15 protein-coding genes are annotated in these 14924 nt (G+C 65.2%); 10 read left to right on the top strand and 5 right to left on the bottom strand.

All coding sequences use genetic code 11. The annotated features are described in order from the left end of the window. Positions 1–13 precede the first annotated feature (13 nt). On the bottom strand, positions 14–1210 hold the full coding sequence (locus UNPF46_RS10450) for an amidohydrolase family protein (protein ID WP_100180459.1): 1197 nt from the start codon (positions 1208–1210) through the stop codon (positions 14–16). 157 nt (positions 1211–1367) lie between these two features. On the opposite strand from UNPF46_RS10450, the gene UNPF46_RS10445 reads away from it, so the two are divergent. The 3 genes from UNPF46_RS10445 (at position 1368) to UNPF46_RS10435 (ending at position 3952) form a co-directional block, all read left to right on the top strand. After that, entirely contained in the window at positions 1368–2141 is a 774-nt protein-coding gene (locus tag UNPF46_RS10445) for a ferredoxin--NADP reductase (protein ID WP_100180460.1), read from the top strand. Between the two features lie 105 nt (positions 2142–2246). Beyond that, complete coding sequence (locus UNPF46_RS10440) at positions 2247–2573, top strand: hypothetical protein (RefSeq protein WP_142249960.1); 327 nt, start codon at positions 2247–2249, stop codon at positions 2571–2573. Positions 2574–2680: 107 nt separating this feature from the next. Beyond that, complete coding sequence (locus UNPF46_RS10435) at positions 2681–3952, top strand: cytochrome P450 (protein WP_142249959.1); 1272 nt, start codon at positions 2681–2683, stop codon at positions 3950–3952. 27 nt (positions 3953–3979) lie between these two features. On the opposite strand, the gene UNPF46_RS10430 is transcribed toward UNPF46_RS10435, so the two are convergent. Continuing rightward, positions 3980–5230, bottom strand: a complete 1251-nt coding sequence (locus UNPF46_RS10430) for a DUF763 domain-containing protein (RefSeq protein ID WP_142249958.1) — start codon at positions 5228–5230, stop codon at positions 3980–3982. Positions 5231–5358: 128 nt separating this feature from the next. Here UNPF46_RS10430 and UNPF46_RS10425 point away from each other — a divergent pair, with 128 nt between their 5' ends. After that, complete coding sequence (locus UNPF46_RS10425; protein WP_142249957.1) at positions 5359–6501, top strand: mechanosensitive ion channel family protein; 1143 nt, start codon at positions 5359–5361, stop codon at positions 6499–6501. A 12-nt stretch (positions 6502–6513) separates the two neighbouring features. Here the strand turns inward: UNPF46_RS10425 and UNPF46_RS10420 are convergent, their stop codons facing one another. From UNPF46_RS10420 to UNPF46_RS10410, 3 genes are all read right to left on the bottom strand, one after another. After that, positions 6514–7437, bottom strand: coding sequence for a PepSY domain-containing protein (locus tag UNPF46_RS10420; RefSeq protein ID WP_142249956.1), 924 nt, complete (start codon positions 7435–7437; stop codon positions 6514–6516). A gap of 200 nt (positions 7438–7637) precedes the next feature. Beyond that, positions 7638–8438, bottom strand: coding sequence for an ABC transporter substrate-binding protein (locus UNPF46_RS10415; protein WP_142249955.1), 801 nt, complete (start codon positions 8436–8438; stop codon positions 7638–7640). Positions 8439–8445: 7 nt separating this feature from the next. After that, positions 8446–9426 carry a tripartite tricarboxylate transporter substrate binding protein gene (locus UNPF46_RS10410; protein ID WP_142249954.1) on the bottom strand — a complete coding sequence of 327 codons (981 nt, stop codon included), beginning with the start codon at positions 9424–9426 and terminating at the stop codon, positions 8446–8448. A gap of 116 nt (positions 9427–9542) precedes the next feature. Here UNPF46_RS10410 and UNPF46_RS10405 point away from each other — a divergent pair, with 116 nt between their 5' ends. From UNPF46_RS10405 to UNPF46_RS10380, 6 genes are all read left to right on the top strand, one after another. After that, the gene (locus UNPF46_RS10405; RefSeq protein WP_142249953.1) at positions 9543–10253 is read left to right on the top strand and encodes a TetR/AcrR family transcriptional regulator; all 711 of its coding nucleotides are present in this window, start codon (positions 9543–9545) and stop codon (positions 10251–10253) included. A 75-nt stretch (positions 10254–10328) separates the two neighbouring features. Continuing rightward, positions 10329–11282, top strand: coding sequence for an amidohydrolase family protein (locus tag UNPF46_RS10400; protein ID WP_142249952.1), 954 nt, complete (start codon positions 10329–10331; stop codon positions 11280–11282). Further along, a complete protein-coding gene (locus UNPF46_RS10395; protein ID WP_142249951.1) occupies positions 11282–12166 on the top strand; it encodes an amidohydrolase family protein in 885 nt (294 codons plus the stop codon). Before UNPF46_RS10400 ends, UNPF46_RS10395 begins: the two co-directional genes overlap by 1 nt. Then, complete coding sequence (dctA, locus tag UNPF46_RS10390; protein ID WP_142249950.1) at positions 12163–13464, top strand: C4-dicarboxylate transporter DctA; 1302 nt, start codon at positions 12163–12165, stop codon at positions 13462–13464. Before UNPF46_RS10395 ends, dctA begins: the two co-directional genes overlap by 4 nt. A 66-nt stretch (positions 13465–13530) precedes the next feature. Continuing rightward, positions 13531–14244, top strand: coding sequence for a PIG-L deacetylase family protein (locus tag UNPF46_RS10385; protein WP_142249949.1), 714 nt, complete (start codon positions 13531–13533; stop codon positions 14242–14244). After that, positions 14241–14924, top strand: coding sequence for a 4-carboxy-4-hydroxy-2-oxoadipate aldolase/oxaloacetate decarboxylase (locus UNPF46_RS10380; protein ID WP_142249948.1), 684 nt, complete (start codon positions 14241–14243; stop codon positions 14922–14924). Before UNPF46_RS10385 ends, UNPF46_RS10380 begins: the two co-directional genes overlap by 4 nt.

The following is a 14924-nucleotide window of genomic DNA, read 5'->3' as shown; positions in this document are numbered from 1 at the left end:
CGCTCCGGCTGCGTCACTTCGCCACCACCTCCGGCACCTTGCCGGCCGGCGGGGTGTTGCGGCTGCGCTGGGTGCGCACGATGCCGTCGATGATGGTCATGCCGATGCCGGGGAGGTCGCCGAGCTGCACGCTCTCCAGGATGTTCTTGCCGGGCGAATGCTGGGCCTTGTCCATGATGACGAAGTCGGCGGAACGGCCGACCTCGATCAGGCCGCAATCGAGCTCGCGCATCCGTGCAGTGTTGCCGGTGGCGAGACAGAACGCGATCTCGGCCGGCAGCTCGCCGAGCGAGGACAGCATCGAGACCATGCGCAGGATGCCGAGCGGCTGCACGCCGGAGCCGGCGGGGGCGTCGGTGCCGAGGATGACGCGGTGCAGGTCGCCCATCTCGCGCGCTGTGCGCAGGGTGAACAGTGCCGAGCGCTCGTTGCCGTTGTGCACCAGCTCGAGGCCGCGCTTGCAGCCCTCGCAAATGCAGCGGATCTGGTCGTCGGGCAGGGCGGTGTGGCCGCCGTTGATGTGACCGACCACGTCGGTGTCGGCCTCCAGCACCACGTCCTTGTCGATCAGGCCGGAGCCGGGGATCGAGGGGCCGCCGGTGTGGATCGTGCTCTGGATGCCGTATTTGCGCGCCCAGCCGACCATCTTGCGTGCGGTCGGGCCGTCCTTGACACCGCCGAGGCCGACCTCGCCGAGCAGCTTGACACCGTTGGCGGCCATCTCCTTGAAGTCTTCCTCGACCATTTCGCATTCGATCACCGGCGCGCCGGCATGAACCTTCACGCCGCCGGGACGCAGGGTCCAGAATGCGCGCTGGGCGAATACGGCCATCGCCTTCAGGCCGACGACGTCGCGGGGGCGGCCGGGCATGTGCACTTCGCCCGCGGAGATCATGGTGGTGACGCCGCCATGGAGATAGCTGTCGATCCAGTTGATCTGGTTCTGGCGCGGTGTCCAGTCGCCCGCGACGGGGTGGACATGGCTGTCGATCAGGCCCGGCGCCACCGTGGTGCCCTGGGCGTCGACGATGGTGGTCGCGCCTTCGATGTCGACGTCCTTGAAGCGGCCGATCGCGGTGATCTTGCCGTTCTCGGCGACGATGGTGTCGCCGTCCAGGATCGGCTTTTCCAGGGCGCCGGACAGGATCAGGCCGATATTCCGGATCACGAGCTTCGAGGGTCCGGTGGCCTGGGGTGCGTCATGCGCCATGGAAGGGGCTCCTTATTCCTAACTGCAACGCTGTCGATCTTGGGCAGCCTTGACCCCGGGATCAAGCAGGATTATTCATTAGTATACGAATGATCGTGTACAAACGACGCATAGCTGACCGCCTCGGAACCGCAAGCGAGCGACACGGAAGGGTGAGATGAGCAATTTCAATCAGGAAAGCGTTTTGAGCGTCCACCATTGGACCGACACGCTGTTCTCCTTCAAGACCACCCGCAGCCCGACCTTCCGCTTCCGCAACGGCGAATTCACCATGATCGGGCTCAAGGTCGGCGAGAAGCCGCTGCTGCGGGCCTACAGTGTCGCCAGCGCCAATTACGAGGACACCCTCGAGTTCTTCTCGATCAAGGTGCCGGACGGTCCGCTGACCTCGCGCCTTCAGCACTTGAAGGAAGGCGACGAGATCATCGTCAGCCGCAAGGCCACCGGCACGCTGGTCATCGACAATCTGGAAGAGGGGCGCAACCTCTATTTGATCGGCACCGGGACCGGCCTTGCGCCGTTCCTGAGCGTGATCAAGGACCCCGAGACCTATGAGCGGTTCGAGAAGGTCGTGCTGCTGCACGGCTGCCGTCACGTGAAGGAGCTCGCCTATGGCGAGATGATCACCGAGCATCTGCCGAAGGACGAACTGCTCGGCGAGTACATCCAGAACCAGCTGATCTACTACCCGACCGTGACCCGCGATCCCTTCCGCAACCGCGGCCGTATCACCGACCTCATCACTTCGGGCAAGCTGTTCAGCGACATCGGCCTGCCGGTGCTGGAAGCCGCCCATGACCGCGTCATGATCTGCGGCAGTCCGGCGCTGGTGGCGGACACCCGCGTGCTGCTGGGCGAGCGCGGCTTTGTCGAGGGCAATCACGGCGAGCCGGCCCAATTCGTGGTCGAAAAGGCCTTCGCCGAACGTTAAGTCGGTCCTCTTGCGCAATAAGACCGCATTTTCGCCGCCTGCCGGGCGTTGCGGCGCCGATTCGGCGCTTGATACACTGTGGGAGCGAATCAGCGGAGTTCCCACATGGTTGCGGACAGCGACAGCCACATCGCCTGGCACCGGGTTCAGTTGAAGAAGAACCGCGCCGAGTTGAAGGCGGTGGAGACCGCGCGCTTCACGATCGGCGAAATCGCTTCGTCGAAGCGGAACGGCCAGACCCTGAAGACCATCGCGGAACTCAAGCGGAAGATCGCGCTGTCGGAGCGCGTGATCGCCGATCATGACAAGCGCACACGCCGCCCGCTCGGCACCGATCTGCAGAGCCTGAGCAATGGCAGCTGGAGCCATTGGGATTCCTACACCAGCCAGCAGCAGCGCAAGACCGGCCAGCGTTCGCCGGGGCGCGGATAGGCGCGTTTCGAGCGTCCGTTCTCGCGAGACGAGAGCGGTTCCGGCCCTTGCGCGAGCCGCGCCGCATCCCATCTGCCTGAAGCGCCACCAATCACACCGGTGATCCCATGACACCGCGCCTCGATTTCACCAGCGAGGCCTTCTTTCGCGATCCGCCCAAGGCGATCGCGGCATTGCGCATGTCCGGCCCCGTGGTCGCGACGCGATTTCCTCTCGTCGGCGATGTCTGGATCACGACCACGCATGACGCGACCGCAGCGGTCCTGAAGGACAGCACGACCTTCACGCTGCGCAAGGATGATGGCGACGTCGCCGGCTTGCGCTGGTGGATGCCGCGATACGTCAGGACCATCGCCAACAACATGCTGACGATGGACGAGCCGGACCATACCAGGCTGCGCAGCATCGTGGACGAGGCCTTTCGCCGCCGCGCGATCGTCGCGATGGAGCCTCGCATCCGCGCCATCGCAGACGATCTGGCCGGCGAGCTGTTCGCGAAGGGAAACCCGGCTGATCTCGTCCAGCGCTACGCACGCATCCTGCCGCTCGCGGTGATCTCCGAGCTGCTGGGCCTGCCGCGGGCCGACCGTCCGAAATTCATCGCCTGGGCCAACGAGATGTCCTCGTTGACCAATGTCCTCAGCTTCTTTCGCCTGTTGTGGGCGTTCCGCAAGATGCGCGCCTATCTCGCACGACAATTGCAGATCGCGCGCGAAAGGGGCGGCGAGGGCCTGATTGCCGAATTGATCCAGGTCGAGCGCGAGGGCGGCGAGATCACGCCGGATGAGATGGTCTCCATGGTGTTCCTGCTGCTGGCCGCCGGCTCCGAGACGACCACGCATCTCATCAGCGGGTCTGCCTACGAGCTTCTCAGAAATCCGGACTTACGCGATTGGCTGGGGCAAGACTGGGGCCGTGTTGGACTCGCCGTGGAGGAGTTCCTGCGCTTCGTCTCGCCGGTGCAGTTCTCCAAGCCGCGCTATGTGCGGCGGGATATCGAGGTCGAAGGCGTGCGCCTGAAGAAGGGCGATCGCGTCATGGTGATGCTCGCCGCGGCGAACATGGATCCGGCGATGCATGATCGCCCTGACAGTCTCGATCTCGAACGCAAGCCGAACCGTCACATGTCGTTCGGAACGGGAATCCATTTCTGCCTCGGCCATCAGCTGGCGCGGATCGAGGCGGCTTGCGCGCTGGAAGCTTTGTTCGTGCGCTGGCCGAAACTCGGATTGGCCGTCGATCCCGCCGACGTTCACTGGCGCAGGCGACCGGGCTTGCGCGCGATCGCGATGCTTCCCGTGACGGCCGAGGGGCGGGGAACAAGGGCAACTGCGCGCAGCGAAGCAAGCATCGTCCGTTCGCTGACTGCGGCGAGCTGAACACGACAGGCCTTGGCGGACCGGTGTTCAGCCGGTCCGCTTTTTTGTTTCCGTCAGATCGCGCTCCCAGCCGAACACCGAGCGGCCGTCGAGATCGGGCGAGGCGGCGCGTTCACCCGCGATGTAGGTCTCGACGGAAGGCCCGCGCGCGGTTCGCTCCAGCCGCCGCGCCTGATCGTCGAGCCGCTTCATCGCCTGCAGCTCCTCCTCGCGCCCGAGCTTTGCGTTCTGGATCGCGCCCTTCAGCACGCGGATGGTCTCGTCATAGACCTTGATCGGGACGGGGTAGGGATGCCGGTCCTTGCCGCCATGGGCGAGCGAGAATCGCGCGGGGTCCGCGAAGCGGTAGGGCGCGCCATGCACGACTTCCGCGACCATCGCCAGCGACCGCACGGTACGGGCGCCGACGCCCGGCGTCAGCAGCAGCTCCGGGAAATCGACCGGGCCGCGCTCGGCTGCCGCCGCAAGCGTGCCGTGCAGGCGGCGCGCGAATACGTCCTTCGGCCTGACGTCGTGATGCGCGGGCATGATCAGATGCGGGAGCATGGCCTGCGCCGGCTCAGGCGCAGTTCCGATGAGCCGTTCGAATTCGCAGACGATGCGATCGGGGCCGAGATCATCCAACAGATCGAGCTGTGCGGTGCGCGAGATCTCGGCGCGGTGGTCGGTGAGATTGACGATCTCACCTTGCTGCGGGCCGTCGATCGCGCTGTGCGGCGTATCGACAAAGCTCTTCAGCGCCTCGGAATGCCAGTGATAGCGTCGAGCTTGGCGCTTGTCGCCGTTCATGCCCTGCTGCACCACCGTCCATTTGCCGTCGGCGGTGACGAAGAAGCCGTGGAGATAGAGATCGAAGCCGTCCTGCACGGCGGCGCTGTCGACCTTCGCCACCAGCCGGCTGGCGCGGGTGAGTTTCGCGCCGTCGAAGCCGATGCGGTCGCCGAGCTGCATCAGCTCGTCCGGCGTCTTGCGCGAGTGCTGGCCGCGGCCGCCGCAGACGTAAATCCCGAGCTCGTCCTGGAGAGGCCCGAGCCCGCGCTTCAGTGCGCCGATCACCGAGGTCGTGATCCCCGAGGAGTGCCAGTCCATTCCCATCACGGCGCCGAACGACTGGAACCAGAAGGGATGGGACAGCCGCTGCAGAAATGCATCGCGGCCGTAATGATGCACGATCGCCTGTGTGACGATCGCCCCGAGTGAAGCCATGCGGCTGGCCAGCCAGGGCGGAACCCGGCCGGTGTGCAAGGGAAGATCGGCGCTGCCGCTACGTCGAGTCATGAATGCAGTGACATTAGCGCAGTCCGGCGACGGTTGCACCAGCGGAATGCTGCGTTGCACGGGGCGGGGGAGCGAAGCCCGCCGGGAGGCGTTGAGCCCGCTGTGTGAATGCAACCTCGGGGACAGGAATGAACTGGCAGGCCCTCATGGCCGAGATCGATGGGATGCTCGGGTGGATACCGTCGTGGTTTGTCGGTCTCAGCCTCGTTGTCGGCGCCATCCTGCTTGCACTGTTCGCCTATCGGCTTGCGATGTGGCTGCTCACTCGCGCCTTCGGAACCCGGCTTCCGCTGTTGGGCCTCTTCATCGACCGGACTGCCGGTCCCGCCCGACTGGCGCTATGCCTCGCCGCCGTTGCTTTGGTCTTGCCACTCGCGCCGCTCGACGACACGATCCGCACGCCGCTGATGCGCCTGTTCGTCGTGGCCGTCATCGCCCTGATTGGCTGGATCTCGATCCGGATCGTCGATATGAGCGCGGCGCGCTATCTGCAGAATTTCCGCGATGTCTCCGAGAACTTCGTCGCGCGCAAGCACGTCACGCAGGTCCGCGTGTTCAAGCGTGTCACCGACACGATCATCGTCATCATCACGGTGTCGACCGCGCTGATGACGTTCGACTCGGTGAGGCAATACGGGGTCAGCCTGTTCGCCTCCGCCGGCGCGGCCGGTATCATCGTCGGTCTTGCTGCCCGGCCCCTGCTGAGCAATCTGATCGCCGGCCTGCAGATCGCGATCACCCAGCCGATCCGGATCGAGGACGCCGTGATCATCGAGAACGAGTGGGGCTGGGTCGAGGACATCGCCTCGACCTATGTGGTGATCCGGCTGTGGGACTGGCGCCGCATGGTGGTGCCACTGTCCTATTTCATCGAGAAGCCATTCCAGAACTGGACCCGCGACACCGCTTCGCTGATCGGCGTGATCGCGCTCCACGTCGATTACCGTGCCGACGTCCCGCGCATCCGGCGCTGGCTGGAGGACGCCGTGAAGCAGTCCAAGCTCTGGGACGGGGCCGTGGTCAACCTTCAGGTGATCGACGCGGATTCGCGCACCATCGAGCTGCGGGCGCTGGTCAGCGCGCGGAACGCGCCGCAATCCTGGGACCTGCGCTGCGAGATCAGGGAGAGGCTCGTCGCCTTCATTCGCGACGAGATGCCGGAGGCGCTGCCGCGCGAGCGCGCGATCCTGATCCCGTCGGCCGACGCTGACGCTGATTTCCTGCGACGGCCTGCGCCACCGGAGAAGATGAGGGCAAATGCCCGCAACTGATGCTCGACGCGATCAGCCGGCGCCGGCCACGGCCGCGTCGGCCGGTCGTCCCGCGCGGGGCCGCGGCTTGCGCAGCGTTCGCCGCGCCCAGATCAGCAGCCCGGTCGACAGCAGCGTCAGCAGCGCGATCGAGGTTACGACATTGAGCGGCGAGGCGATCATGGCCGACCAGTTTCCTTCGTGGATCAGGCGCGGCCAGTTGCGCGGCAGCGGCGTGACCTCCGCGGAGGTGATGGCATAGGCGCGCAACTCTCCGCCGTCATAAAGCCTTGCCATCATGCGGCCGCCGCGGGTGCCGATCGAGATGACGTGCGACAGCTCATGCGAGGATGCGACCATGCGGATCGCGTCCGGCAGGACCAGAGGGCGGCCGCCCGCGGTTGGAGGAGCGGCCGTCTGGAAGGTCAGGCCGAACGCCATGCACAGGCCCGTCAATGGACTGAGCAGGATCAGCGGCAGCGTGAACCAGGCGGTCCCCTTGTGCCATCCCGAGAGCGTGTTGCGCAGCCGCGGCAGCCCCATGACGATGCCAAGCACCAGGACGATCACCATCGCCAGCGTGGATGCAGTCACCAGCCAGGCCTGTCCCATGAGCCTCTCGTGCGTGAAACGCGCCCAGAGGAAGATGTCCGACACGGTCGAACTCACCGATGCAGCTTCGCCGGTGGCAAGATCGATCGCAGGCACGTTCGTGCCCTGCAGCGTGATCCGCCGGCTGGCCGCGTTGATGGAAAGCCCGCGCGCCTTGCCGTCGGGATCATACCGTTTCACTAACTCGATGACACGGCCCGCATCGATCGCGCCACCGCCAATGCCACTCGTTTGCACGAGCGGCTCGACGGACAGGATCAGACCGGTGGCGATGATCACGAACAGCGGAACAGCAAAGACCAGAGTGATCCAGCGATGAAGTCTCAACAATGCGGGTTTGCTCATGCGTCGTCCTTAGTGTTCTCCAGACCTTGCTCGCGCAGGGCCGTGCGGAACACAAATGACGCTTTGTCCATGTTGTTGCGTTGACTTGCAGCAACTGGAATTAAAGTTCGCTGCGAGATGGGTCGACGGTGTTGGAGTCGCGCGCGCAACATGTCGGCGTGCTCTGCGCGCCCGCACGCGTGCGCCAGCGGATCAGTGAGCTATTCGCGCTTGGCCTTGATCGCGCCGCGCAGGCCCGCCTGCTGCTGGATCGTGTCGAGCGCGCCGGAGGATTGCTCGTCCGCAACGAAGCGGTTGAGCATGATGAGAGAGTCTTCGCGCCCCTTTGGGATCGCGATTGCCATGTGCTCGAGCCCCCAATTGCCGTCGAGGATGCGCGCACCCGGCATCTGGTCGGACATCTCGAACAGCGTGGGCTTGTTGGTCGCATAGAGATCGATCTGGCCGCGGCCAAGCATGCCGATGGCGGCCTTGACGTTTTCGGCCGGGACGACGGTGGCGTTCTTGAACTTCGTCGGCAGAGTACGCTCGGAGGTCGAGCCCTTGGTGACGCCGATCTTCACGCCGGGCTTGTCGATATCCTCGACCTTGTCGATCGGCGACTTCGCCGGGACGAGAAAGCCGAGCTCGATCGCCAGCACCGGCTGGCTGAAGCTGACCTCGCCCGCGCGGGCCGGCGTCGCGTTGGTCACGGTGAAGTCGACCTTGCCGTCATGGATCGCGGTGACGATGTCGGCGACGCGCTGAAACCTGACATAGTCGATGCCGATGCCGAGCCGTTTTGCCAGCTCGCCGCCGAGGTCGTAGGCAAGGCCGTGCGGCTTGCCGGCGGCATCGGTCACCATCGAGGTCGGGCTGCCCGGATAGATGCCGACGCGCAAGGTGCCGCTCGGCGCCAGCAGCTTTGCTTCGCCGTCGGCGCGCACGGGCGCGTCGGCCAGGCCGAGGAATGTAACCGCGAGCAGGGCGGTGCGCGCGAAACGTCCGGAGCAGATCTTCATGCGCGCCTCACTGCGCGCGGATGTTGGCCGCCTTCAGCACCGGCTCCCATTTGGTCGCTTCGGCATGCATGTAGGCGTCGAAATCCTTGGACGAGGAGCCCACCGGGGCAGCACCGATCTTGCCGAGCGTCGACTTCACGTTCGGATCCTGCAGCGCGGCCTTGAGGTCGGTTTCGAGCTTCGCAACGATCTCCGGCGGCGTCTTGGCTGGGCCGAGGACGCCCCACCAGACCGAGACGTCATAGCCGGGCACGCCGGCCTCGGCGACGGTCGGGACATCCGGCAGCGCCTTCGAACGTTCAGCCGAGGTCACCGCGAGCGCGCGCACCGGGCCGCCTTCGAGCTGGCCGATGGCTTCGGCGAGCGGATTGATGCTGAGCGGAATCTCGCCTGATATCACGGCGGTCAGCGCCGGCGCGCCGCCCTTGTAGGGAATCGAGACGATCTTGGTACCGGACATGTATTTCAAGAGCTCGCCGGCGAGATGCGCCGAGGTGCCGTTGCCGGACATGCCGTAGGAGAGCTTGTCCGGCTCCTTCTTCGCGGCGGCGAGGAGATCGCCGAGCGTCTTGTACGGACTGTCCTTGGCCACCACGATCGCCAGCGGCGAGGACGCCACTTCCGTGATCGCCGTGAAATCCTTGAATGTGTCATAAGGCACGCTCGGATAGATGAACTGGTTGAGGGGATGGCCGCTCGCGACCAGGATCAGCGTGTAGCCGTCGGGCGCGGCTTGGGTCAGCGCCTGCGAGGCGACGATGCCGCCGGCGCCGGGGCGGTTGTCGACCACCGGCTGCTGGCCCCAGGTTTTTACCAGTGCCTGGGCGAGGGTGCGCGCGAGCACATCGACCGCGCCGCCGGCGGCGTAGGGGACGAGAATGTGGACCGGCTTGCTCGGATAAGCGTCGGCCGCGTGCGCGGCACCGCCTGCCAGCAGCAAACCAGCGCCCAGCATCACACCGCCGATCATCTTGTTCAAACCCAGCATTTCCCAGCACTCCTTGCGGGCGTTTGCGTGCTTGCGGCCGGTCTTCCGACCCGCTCAGACGCCGCCCATGGTTTTTGTTGACGAGACCTGATCTTTTGTACGATAGTACAAATCACATGGTACGCAAGCCCACCAGCAAGGAATCGGCCCGCAAGCCGAACATGCGCGAGGCGATCCTCGCCGCGGCCGAGGAGCTGTTCGCCACCAACGGCTTCAACGCCGTCTCGGTGCGCGACATCGCGCAAGCGGCCGGGGCCAATCCCGGCAGCGTCACCTATCATTTCAAGACCAAGGACGGCCTGCTGCTGGAGATCTATCGGCGCCATTGCGGGCCGATGAACCTGCGCCGTTCGGAGCTGCTCGCGGCGGCAAAGCGCGTGCGCGATCTGCAGGACCGGCTGGAGGCGATCGTGCGCGCCTATGTGGTGCCGGCCTTCACCTCGGGCAGCGATCTTGCCGGCGGCGGGGCGCGCTTCACGCGGCTGCGCGCCGTGATGTCGGCCGAGGGTAACGAGGTCGCGCGAAAGATCATCGCGCAGACCTTCGACGACACCAGCCACGCCTTCATCGACGCGATCCACGAGAGCCTGCCACACATTCCGCGCACCGACATCGTCTGGCGTAGCCACTTCCTGCTCGGCGCGCTTTATTATTCGCTGGTGACGCCGGACCGGGTCTCGCGCCTGTCGCGCGGCGAGGCCGACGGCAGCGATCCCGCCAATGCGATCGAGCAATTGGTGCAGGCCACCGTCGCCGCGTTCCAGGCGCCGGCGCTCGATCAGGCCGCGCCGGCACGGCGGCGGCCGGTCGTCAGCAGCAAGACTTGAAGAACAGCCGCCCGAGGGGAGGCGCGCAACCGCGCTTCCGCTTGCAGGCGGATGATGTGACAGGGTGTTGGAAACATGAACAGGCGGGAGTGCTTGCATCTCTTGACCGGGCTGGCAGGCGCGGTGCTCACGGGCGAGGTGCGCGCGGAAGAGCCGAAGGCGATGCCGACGATTACGCCGCCGGACCCGAATCCCAAAACGCCGTCGTTCAAGCTGCCGCCGAAATCCTGCGACAGCCATACCCACATCTTCGGGCCGGCGTCGCGCTATCCCTTCTCGGAGAAGCGGCCCTACAATACGGCCGATGCACCGCTGGAGATGTTCCGGATCGTTCATGAGAAGATCGGCGTCGAGCGCTGCGTAATTGTGAACGCGACCGTGCACGGCACCGACAATCGCGTCGTCACCGATGCCATCGCTAGAAGCGAGGGCGCCTACAAGGGCATCGCCAACGTCAACGACGAGATGACCGAGAAGGAACTGGGGGCGCTCGACCAGGCCGGCATCTGCGGCTGCCGCTTCGCCTTCCTCAAGCGCCTCGGCGGCGTCGGCGACATGAACAAGTTCCAGCGCATCGTGCATCGCGTTGCCGAACTCGGCTGGCACATCGACGTCTATTTCGAGCCGGGCACGATCGCCGAGTTCGCGCCGATCCTCACTGCGCTGCCGACGCCTTATGTGATCGATCACATGGGGACGGTGCAGGCCGGGAAGGGGCTGGACGACCCCGGCTTCACCTCGCTGCTCGATCTTCAGAAGAAGGACGAGAAGTGCTGGGTCAAGATCACGGGCCTGGAGCGCGCGTCCAGCACCGGCAAACCGTTCCATGACGCCGTGCCGTTCGCGAAGGCGCTGATCGACAATGCGCCCGATCGCGTGCTCTGGGGCACCGACTGGCCGCATCCCAACGTCAAGGTTATGCCGAATGATGGCGAGATCGTCGACCTGATCCCGCTCTTCGCACCCGATACCAAGGTCCAGCACAAGCTGCTGGTCGACAATCCCGCGCGCCTGTTCAAGTTCACCTGATGAAGACGATGTACACTCCGACCATTCCGCCGCCCGATCCCAACACGCGCACGCCAAAGTTCAGGCTGCCGAAGCTGTCTTGCGATGCGCATTGCCACATCTTCGGGCCCGGCTCGAAATATCCCTATGCAGCGGATCGCTCCTATACGCCGCCGGACGCGCCTCTAGAGGATTTCAAGGCGCTGCATGCCAAGCTCGGCGTCGAGCGCGCGGTTATTGTCAATGCCAGCGTGCACGGCACCGACAATACGGTAGCGCTCGATGCGATCGCGCAGAGTAACGGCGCCTATCGTGCGGTCGCCAATATCGACGACACCATCACCGAGCGCGGGCTTGCCGTGCTGCACGAGGGCGGCTTTCGCGGCTGCCGCTTCAATTTCGTCCGCCATCTCGGCGGCGTGCCCGACAAGCGCGTCTTCGACCGCATCGTCGCGATGGTCACGCCGCTCGGCTGGCACATCGACCTGCATTTCGACGCGATCGATCTGCCCGAATATGCCGACATGCTGACCAGGCTGCCGCTCAGCTACACCATCGACCACATGGGCCGGGTGAAGGCGTCCGAGGGGCTCGACCAGTTGCCGTTCCGGATCCTGATCGAGCTGATGCAGCGCGACGAGAAGTGCTGGGTGAAGATCTGCGGTTCCGAGCGCGTGTCCTCGGCCGGTCCGCCGTTCACGGATGCGGTGCCGTTCGCGCGAAAGATCGTCGAGACCGCGCCCGATCGCATCATTTGGGGCACGGACTGGCCGCATCCCAACGTTAAAGTCATGCCGAATGACGGCGACCTCGTCGATCTCATTCCGCTGTTTGCGCCGGAGCCGGAGCTTCAGCAGAAGATCCTCGTCGACAATCCGGCTCGTCTGTTCGAGTTCGACCGGTGACGGCGCTCGCGATCGACAAGCCGCGCGGGCGGGTCTGGTGGAAGGAGCTCTGGATCCAGGTGCTCATCGCAATGGTGGCGGGCATCGCGCTTGGGAGTGTCAGCCCCGAGGCCGGCGCCAAGATGCAGCCGCTCGGGGACGCCTTCATCAAGGCGATCCGGATGCTGATCGCGCCGATCATCTTCTGCACCGTCGTGCACGGCATCGCCCACATGGCCGACATGGCGCGGGTGGGACGTGTCGCGGTGAAGGCGATCGTCTATTTCGAGATCATGACCACGATCGCGCTGATCATCGGTCTTATTGCTGTCAATCTCCTTAAGCCCGGCGCCGGCATGAACATCGATCCCGCCAGCATCAATGCCGGCGCGATCGAGCCTTACGTCAAGCAGACCAGCGTCATCGGCTTCGTGCCGTTCCTGATGAACATCGTGCCGGCGACGTTCGTCGGCGCCTTTGCGGAAGGCAACATCCTCCAGGTGCTGTTCATTTCCGTGCTGTGCGGCTTTGCATTGGTGCAACTCGGCGAGCGCGGCGCGCCGCTGGTCCACCTGATCGACATCGCAGCCAAGATGGTGTTCGCGGTGGTCGGCTTCGTGATGTGGGCGGCGCCGATCGGGGCGTTCGGCGCCATTGCCTTTACGGTCGGCAAGTTCGGCGTGGGATCACTGGCCTCGCTCGGCAAGCTGCTCGGCGGTTTCTATCTGACCTGCGTGACCTTCATTGTCGTCGCGCTCGGACCGGTGGCCCGGCTGTGCGGCTTCTCGCTGCTCAAGCTGATCCGCTACATCTGGGAAGAGTTGCTGATCTGCATCGCCACGACGTCGTCCGAGACGGTGCTGCCGCGCATGCTGACCAAGCTGGAGAGAGCCGGCTGCGAGAAGAGCGTGGTCGGGCTCGTGATCCCGACCGGCTATTCCTTCAACCTCGACGGCACCTGCCTCTACCTCGCTGCGGCCTCGGTGTTCCTGGCGCAGGCGACCAACACGCCGTTCGGGCTCGCCGAGCAGATCGAGCTGCTGCTGATCCTGCTGGTGACGTCCAAGGGCGCGGCGGGAATCGCCGGCGCCGCCTTCGTCGTGCTGGCGGCGACGCTGTCCGCCACCGGCACGATTCCGATGACGAGCGTGGCGCTGGTACTGGGCATCCACCGCCTGATGTCGCAGGGGCTGACGCCAACCAATCTGATCGGGAACGCGGTCGCGACCATCGCCATTGCCAAATGGGAAGGCGCGCTCGACGCCGAGCGGTTGAAGCGCGTGCTCGACGGCGAGGAACCTGCGGCCGCAGTCGCCTGATGAATTTGCTGCCTGCATGAGGCGGGCGGCCTAAGATGCTTACGAACGAAGAGGGGAGTTCGTCCCATGAAAACAGGTCTCGTGGTCACCGCCCATCCCGGCGATTTCGTCTGGCGCGCCGGCGGCGCCATCGCGCTGCATGCGAAGAAGGGCTATCGCGTGAAGATCGTCTGCCTATCCTTCGGCGAGCGTGGCGAAAGCCAGTTCGCCTGGAAGGAGAAGGGCGCGACGCTGGAATCGGTCAAGGCCGGGCGCAAGGACGAGGCGGAGCGGGCAGCGAAGCTGCTCGGGGCGGAGATCGAGTTCTTTGATTGCGGCGACTATCCGCTCAAGCTGACGGAAGCGCATTTCGACCGCATGGTCGACATCTACCGCGAGCTCAATCCGAGCTTCGTGCTGACCCACGCGCTGGAAGATCCCTATAATTTCGACCATCCGAACGCGGCGCATTTCGCGCAGGAGACGCGGGTCGTCGCGCAGGCGATGGGTCACAAGCCCGGCGCGCAGTACAAATATTCGGCGCCGCCTGTGTTCCTGTTCGAGCCGCACCAGCCGGAGCAGTGCAATTACAAGCCGGACACGATCCTCAAGATCGACGAGGTCTGGAAGGAGAAGTACGAGGCGTTCCAGATCCTCGCCGCGCAAAAACATCTCTGGGGCTATTACGAGCGCGTCGCCCTCAACCGCGGCATCCAGGGCAGCCGCAACACCGGCGTGCCCATGACTTATGGCGAGGCCTATCAGCGCCTATTCCCGACGGTTGCGGAGGAGCTGGCATGAAGCCCGTCGTCGTTCGCAACATCAAGCGTGCCGATCCCGCCGGCATGGCGGAGTACGGCGTCTCGACCGTGCACGAAGCCTATGGCCGGCTTGGCCTGATGAAGCCTTATCTGCGACCCGTCTGGGCAGGCGCATCGATCGCCGGTCCCGCCGTCACCGTGCTGGCGCAACCCGGCGACAACTGGATGATCCACGTCGCCGTCGAGCAGTGCAGGAAGGGCGACATCCTCGTGGTCGGCTGCACCACCGACAATACCGACGGCATGTTCGGCGAGCTGCTCGCGACCTCGCTCCAGGCCCGTGGCGTGCAGGGGCTGATCATCGACGCGGGCTGCCGCGACGTCAAAGCGCTGTACGAGATGAATTTTCCGGTGTGGTCGCGCGCGGTCTCGGCCAAGGGCACCGTGAAGGCGACGCTCGGCTCGGTCAACATCCCCGTGGTCTGCGCCGGCGTCAACGTCGATCCCGGCGATATCGTCGTGGCCGATGACGATGGCGTCGTCGTGGTGCCGAAGCGCTATGCGGCCGAAGTAGCCGAGAAGGCGAAGAAGCGCAACGCGGACGAGGGCGGCAAACGTAGGCGCCTCGCCTCGGGCGAGCTCGGCCTCGACATGTACAGCATGCGCGAGCCGTTGGCGAAGGCCGGTCTCGTCTACGTCGACAATCCCGAGGACGTCTGA

The sequence above is a fragment of the Bradyrhizobium sp. UNPF46 genome (assembly GCF_006658625.1).
GTDB classification, from domain to species: Bacteria; Pseudomonadota; Alphaproteobacteria; order Rhizobiales; family Xanthobacteraceae; genus Bradyrhizobium; species Bradyrhizobium nitroreducens.
This window is presented reverse-complemented; position numbering and strand designations above follow the sequence as displayed.

What these genes read in the sequence shown, in the direction of transcription:
- UNPF46_RS10430 (WP_142249958.1), bottom strand. Translation starts at nt 5,230, where the DNA reads ATGACTCGACGTAGCGGCAGCGCCGATCTTCCCTTGCACACCGGCCGG.
- UNPF46_RS10405 (WP_142249953.1), top strand. Translation starts at nt 9,543, where the DNA reads ATGGTACGCAAGCCCACCAGCAAGGAATCGGCCCGCAAGCCGAACATG.
- UNPF46_RS10420 (WP_142249956.1), bottom strand. Translation starts at nt 7,437, where the DNA reads ATGAGCAAACCCGCATTGTTGAGACTTCATCGCTGGATCACTCTGGTC.
- UNPF46_RS10395 (WP_142249951.1), top strand. Translation starts at nt 11,282, where the DNA reads ATGAAGACGATGTACACTCCGACCATTCCGCCGCCCGATCCCAACACG.
- UNPF46_RS10425 (WP_142249957.1), top strand. Translation starts at nt 5,359, where the DNA reads ATGAACTGGCAGGCCCTCATGGCCGAGATCGATGGGATGCTCGGGTGG.
- UNPF46_RS10415 (WP_142249955.1), bottom strand. Translation starts at nt 8,438, where the DNA reads ATGAAGATCTGCTCCGGACGTTTCGCGCGCACCGCCCTGCTCGCGGTT.
- UNPF46_RS10410 (WP_142249954.1), bottom strand. Translation starts at nt 9,426, where the DNA reads ATGCTGGGTTTGAACAAGATGATCGGCGGTGTGATGCTGGGCGCTGGT.
- UNPF46_RS10400 (WP_142249952.1), top strand. Translation starts at nt 10,329, where the DNA reads ATGAACAGGCGGGAGTGCTTGCATCTCTTGACCGGGCTGGCAGGCGCG.
- UNPF46_RS10435 (WP_142249959.1), top strand. Translation starts at nt 2,681, where the DNA reads ATGACACCGCGCCTCGATTTCACCAGCGAGGCCTTCTTTCGCGATCCG.
- UNPF46_RS10450 (WP_100180459.1), bottom strand. Translation starts at nt 1,210, where the DNA reads ATGGCGCATGACGCACCCCAGGCCACCGGACCCTCGAAGCTCGTGATC.
- UNPF46_RS10385 (WP_142249949.1), top strand. Translation starts at nt 13,531, where the DNA reads ATGAAAACAGGTCTCGTGGTCACCGCCCATCCCGGCGATTTCGTCTGG.
- UNPF46_RS10440 (WP_142249960.1), top strand. Translation starts at nt 2,247, where the DNA reads ATGGTTGCGGACAGCGACAGCCACATCGCCTGGCACCGGGTTCAGTTG.
- UNPF46_RS10445 (WP_100180460.1), top strand. Translation starts at nt 1,368, where the DNA reads ATGAGCAATTTCAATCAGGAAAGCGTTTTGAGCGTCCACCATTGGACC.
- UNPF46_RS10380 (WP_142249948.1), top strand. Translation starts at nt 14,241, where the DNA reads ATGAAGCCCGTCGTCGTTCGCAACATCAAGCGTGCCGATCCCGCCGGC.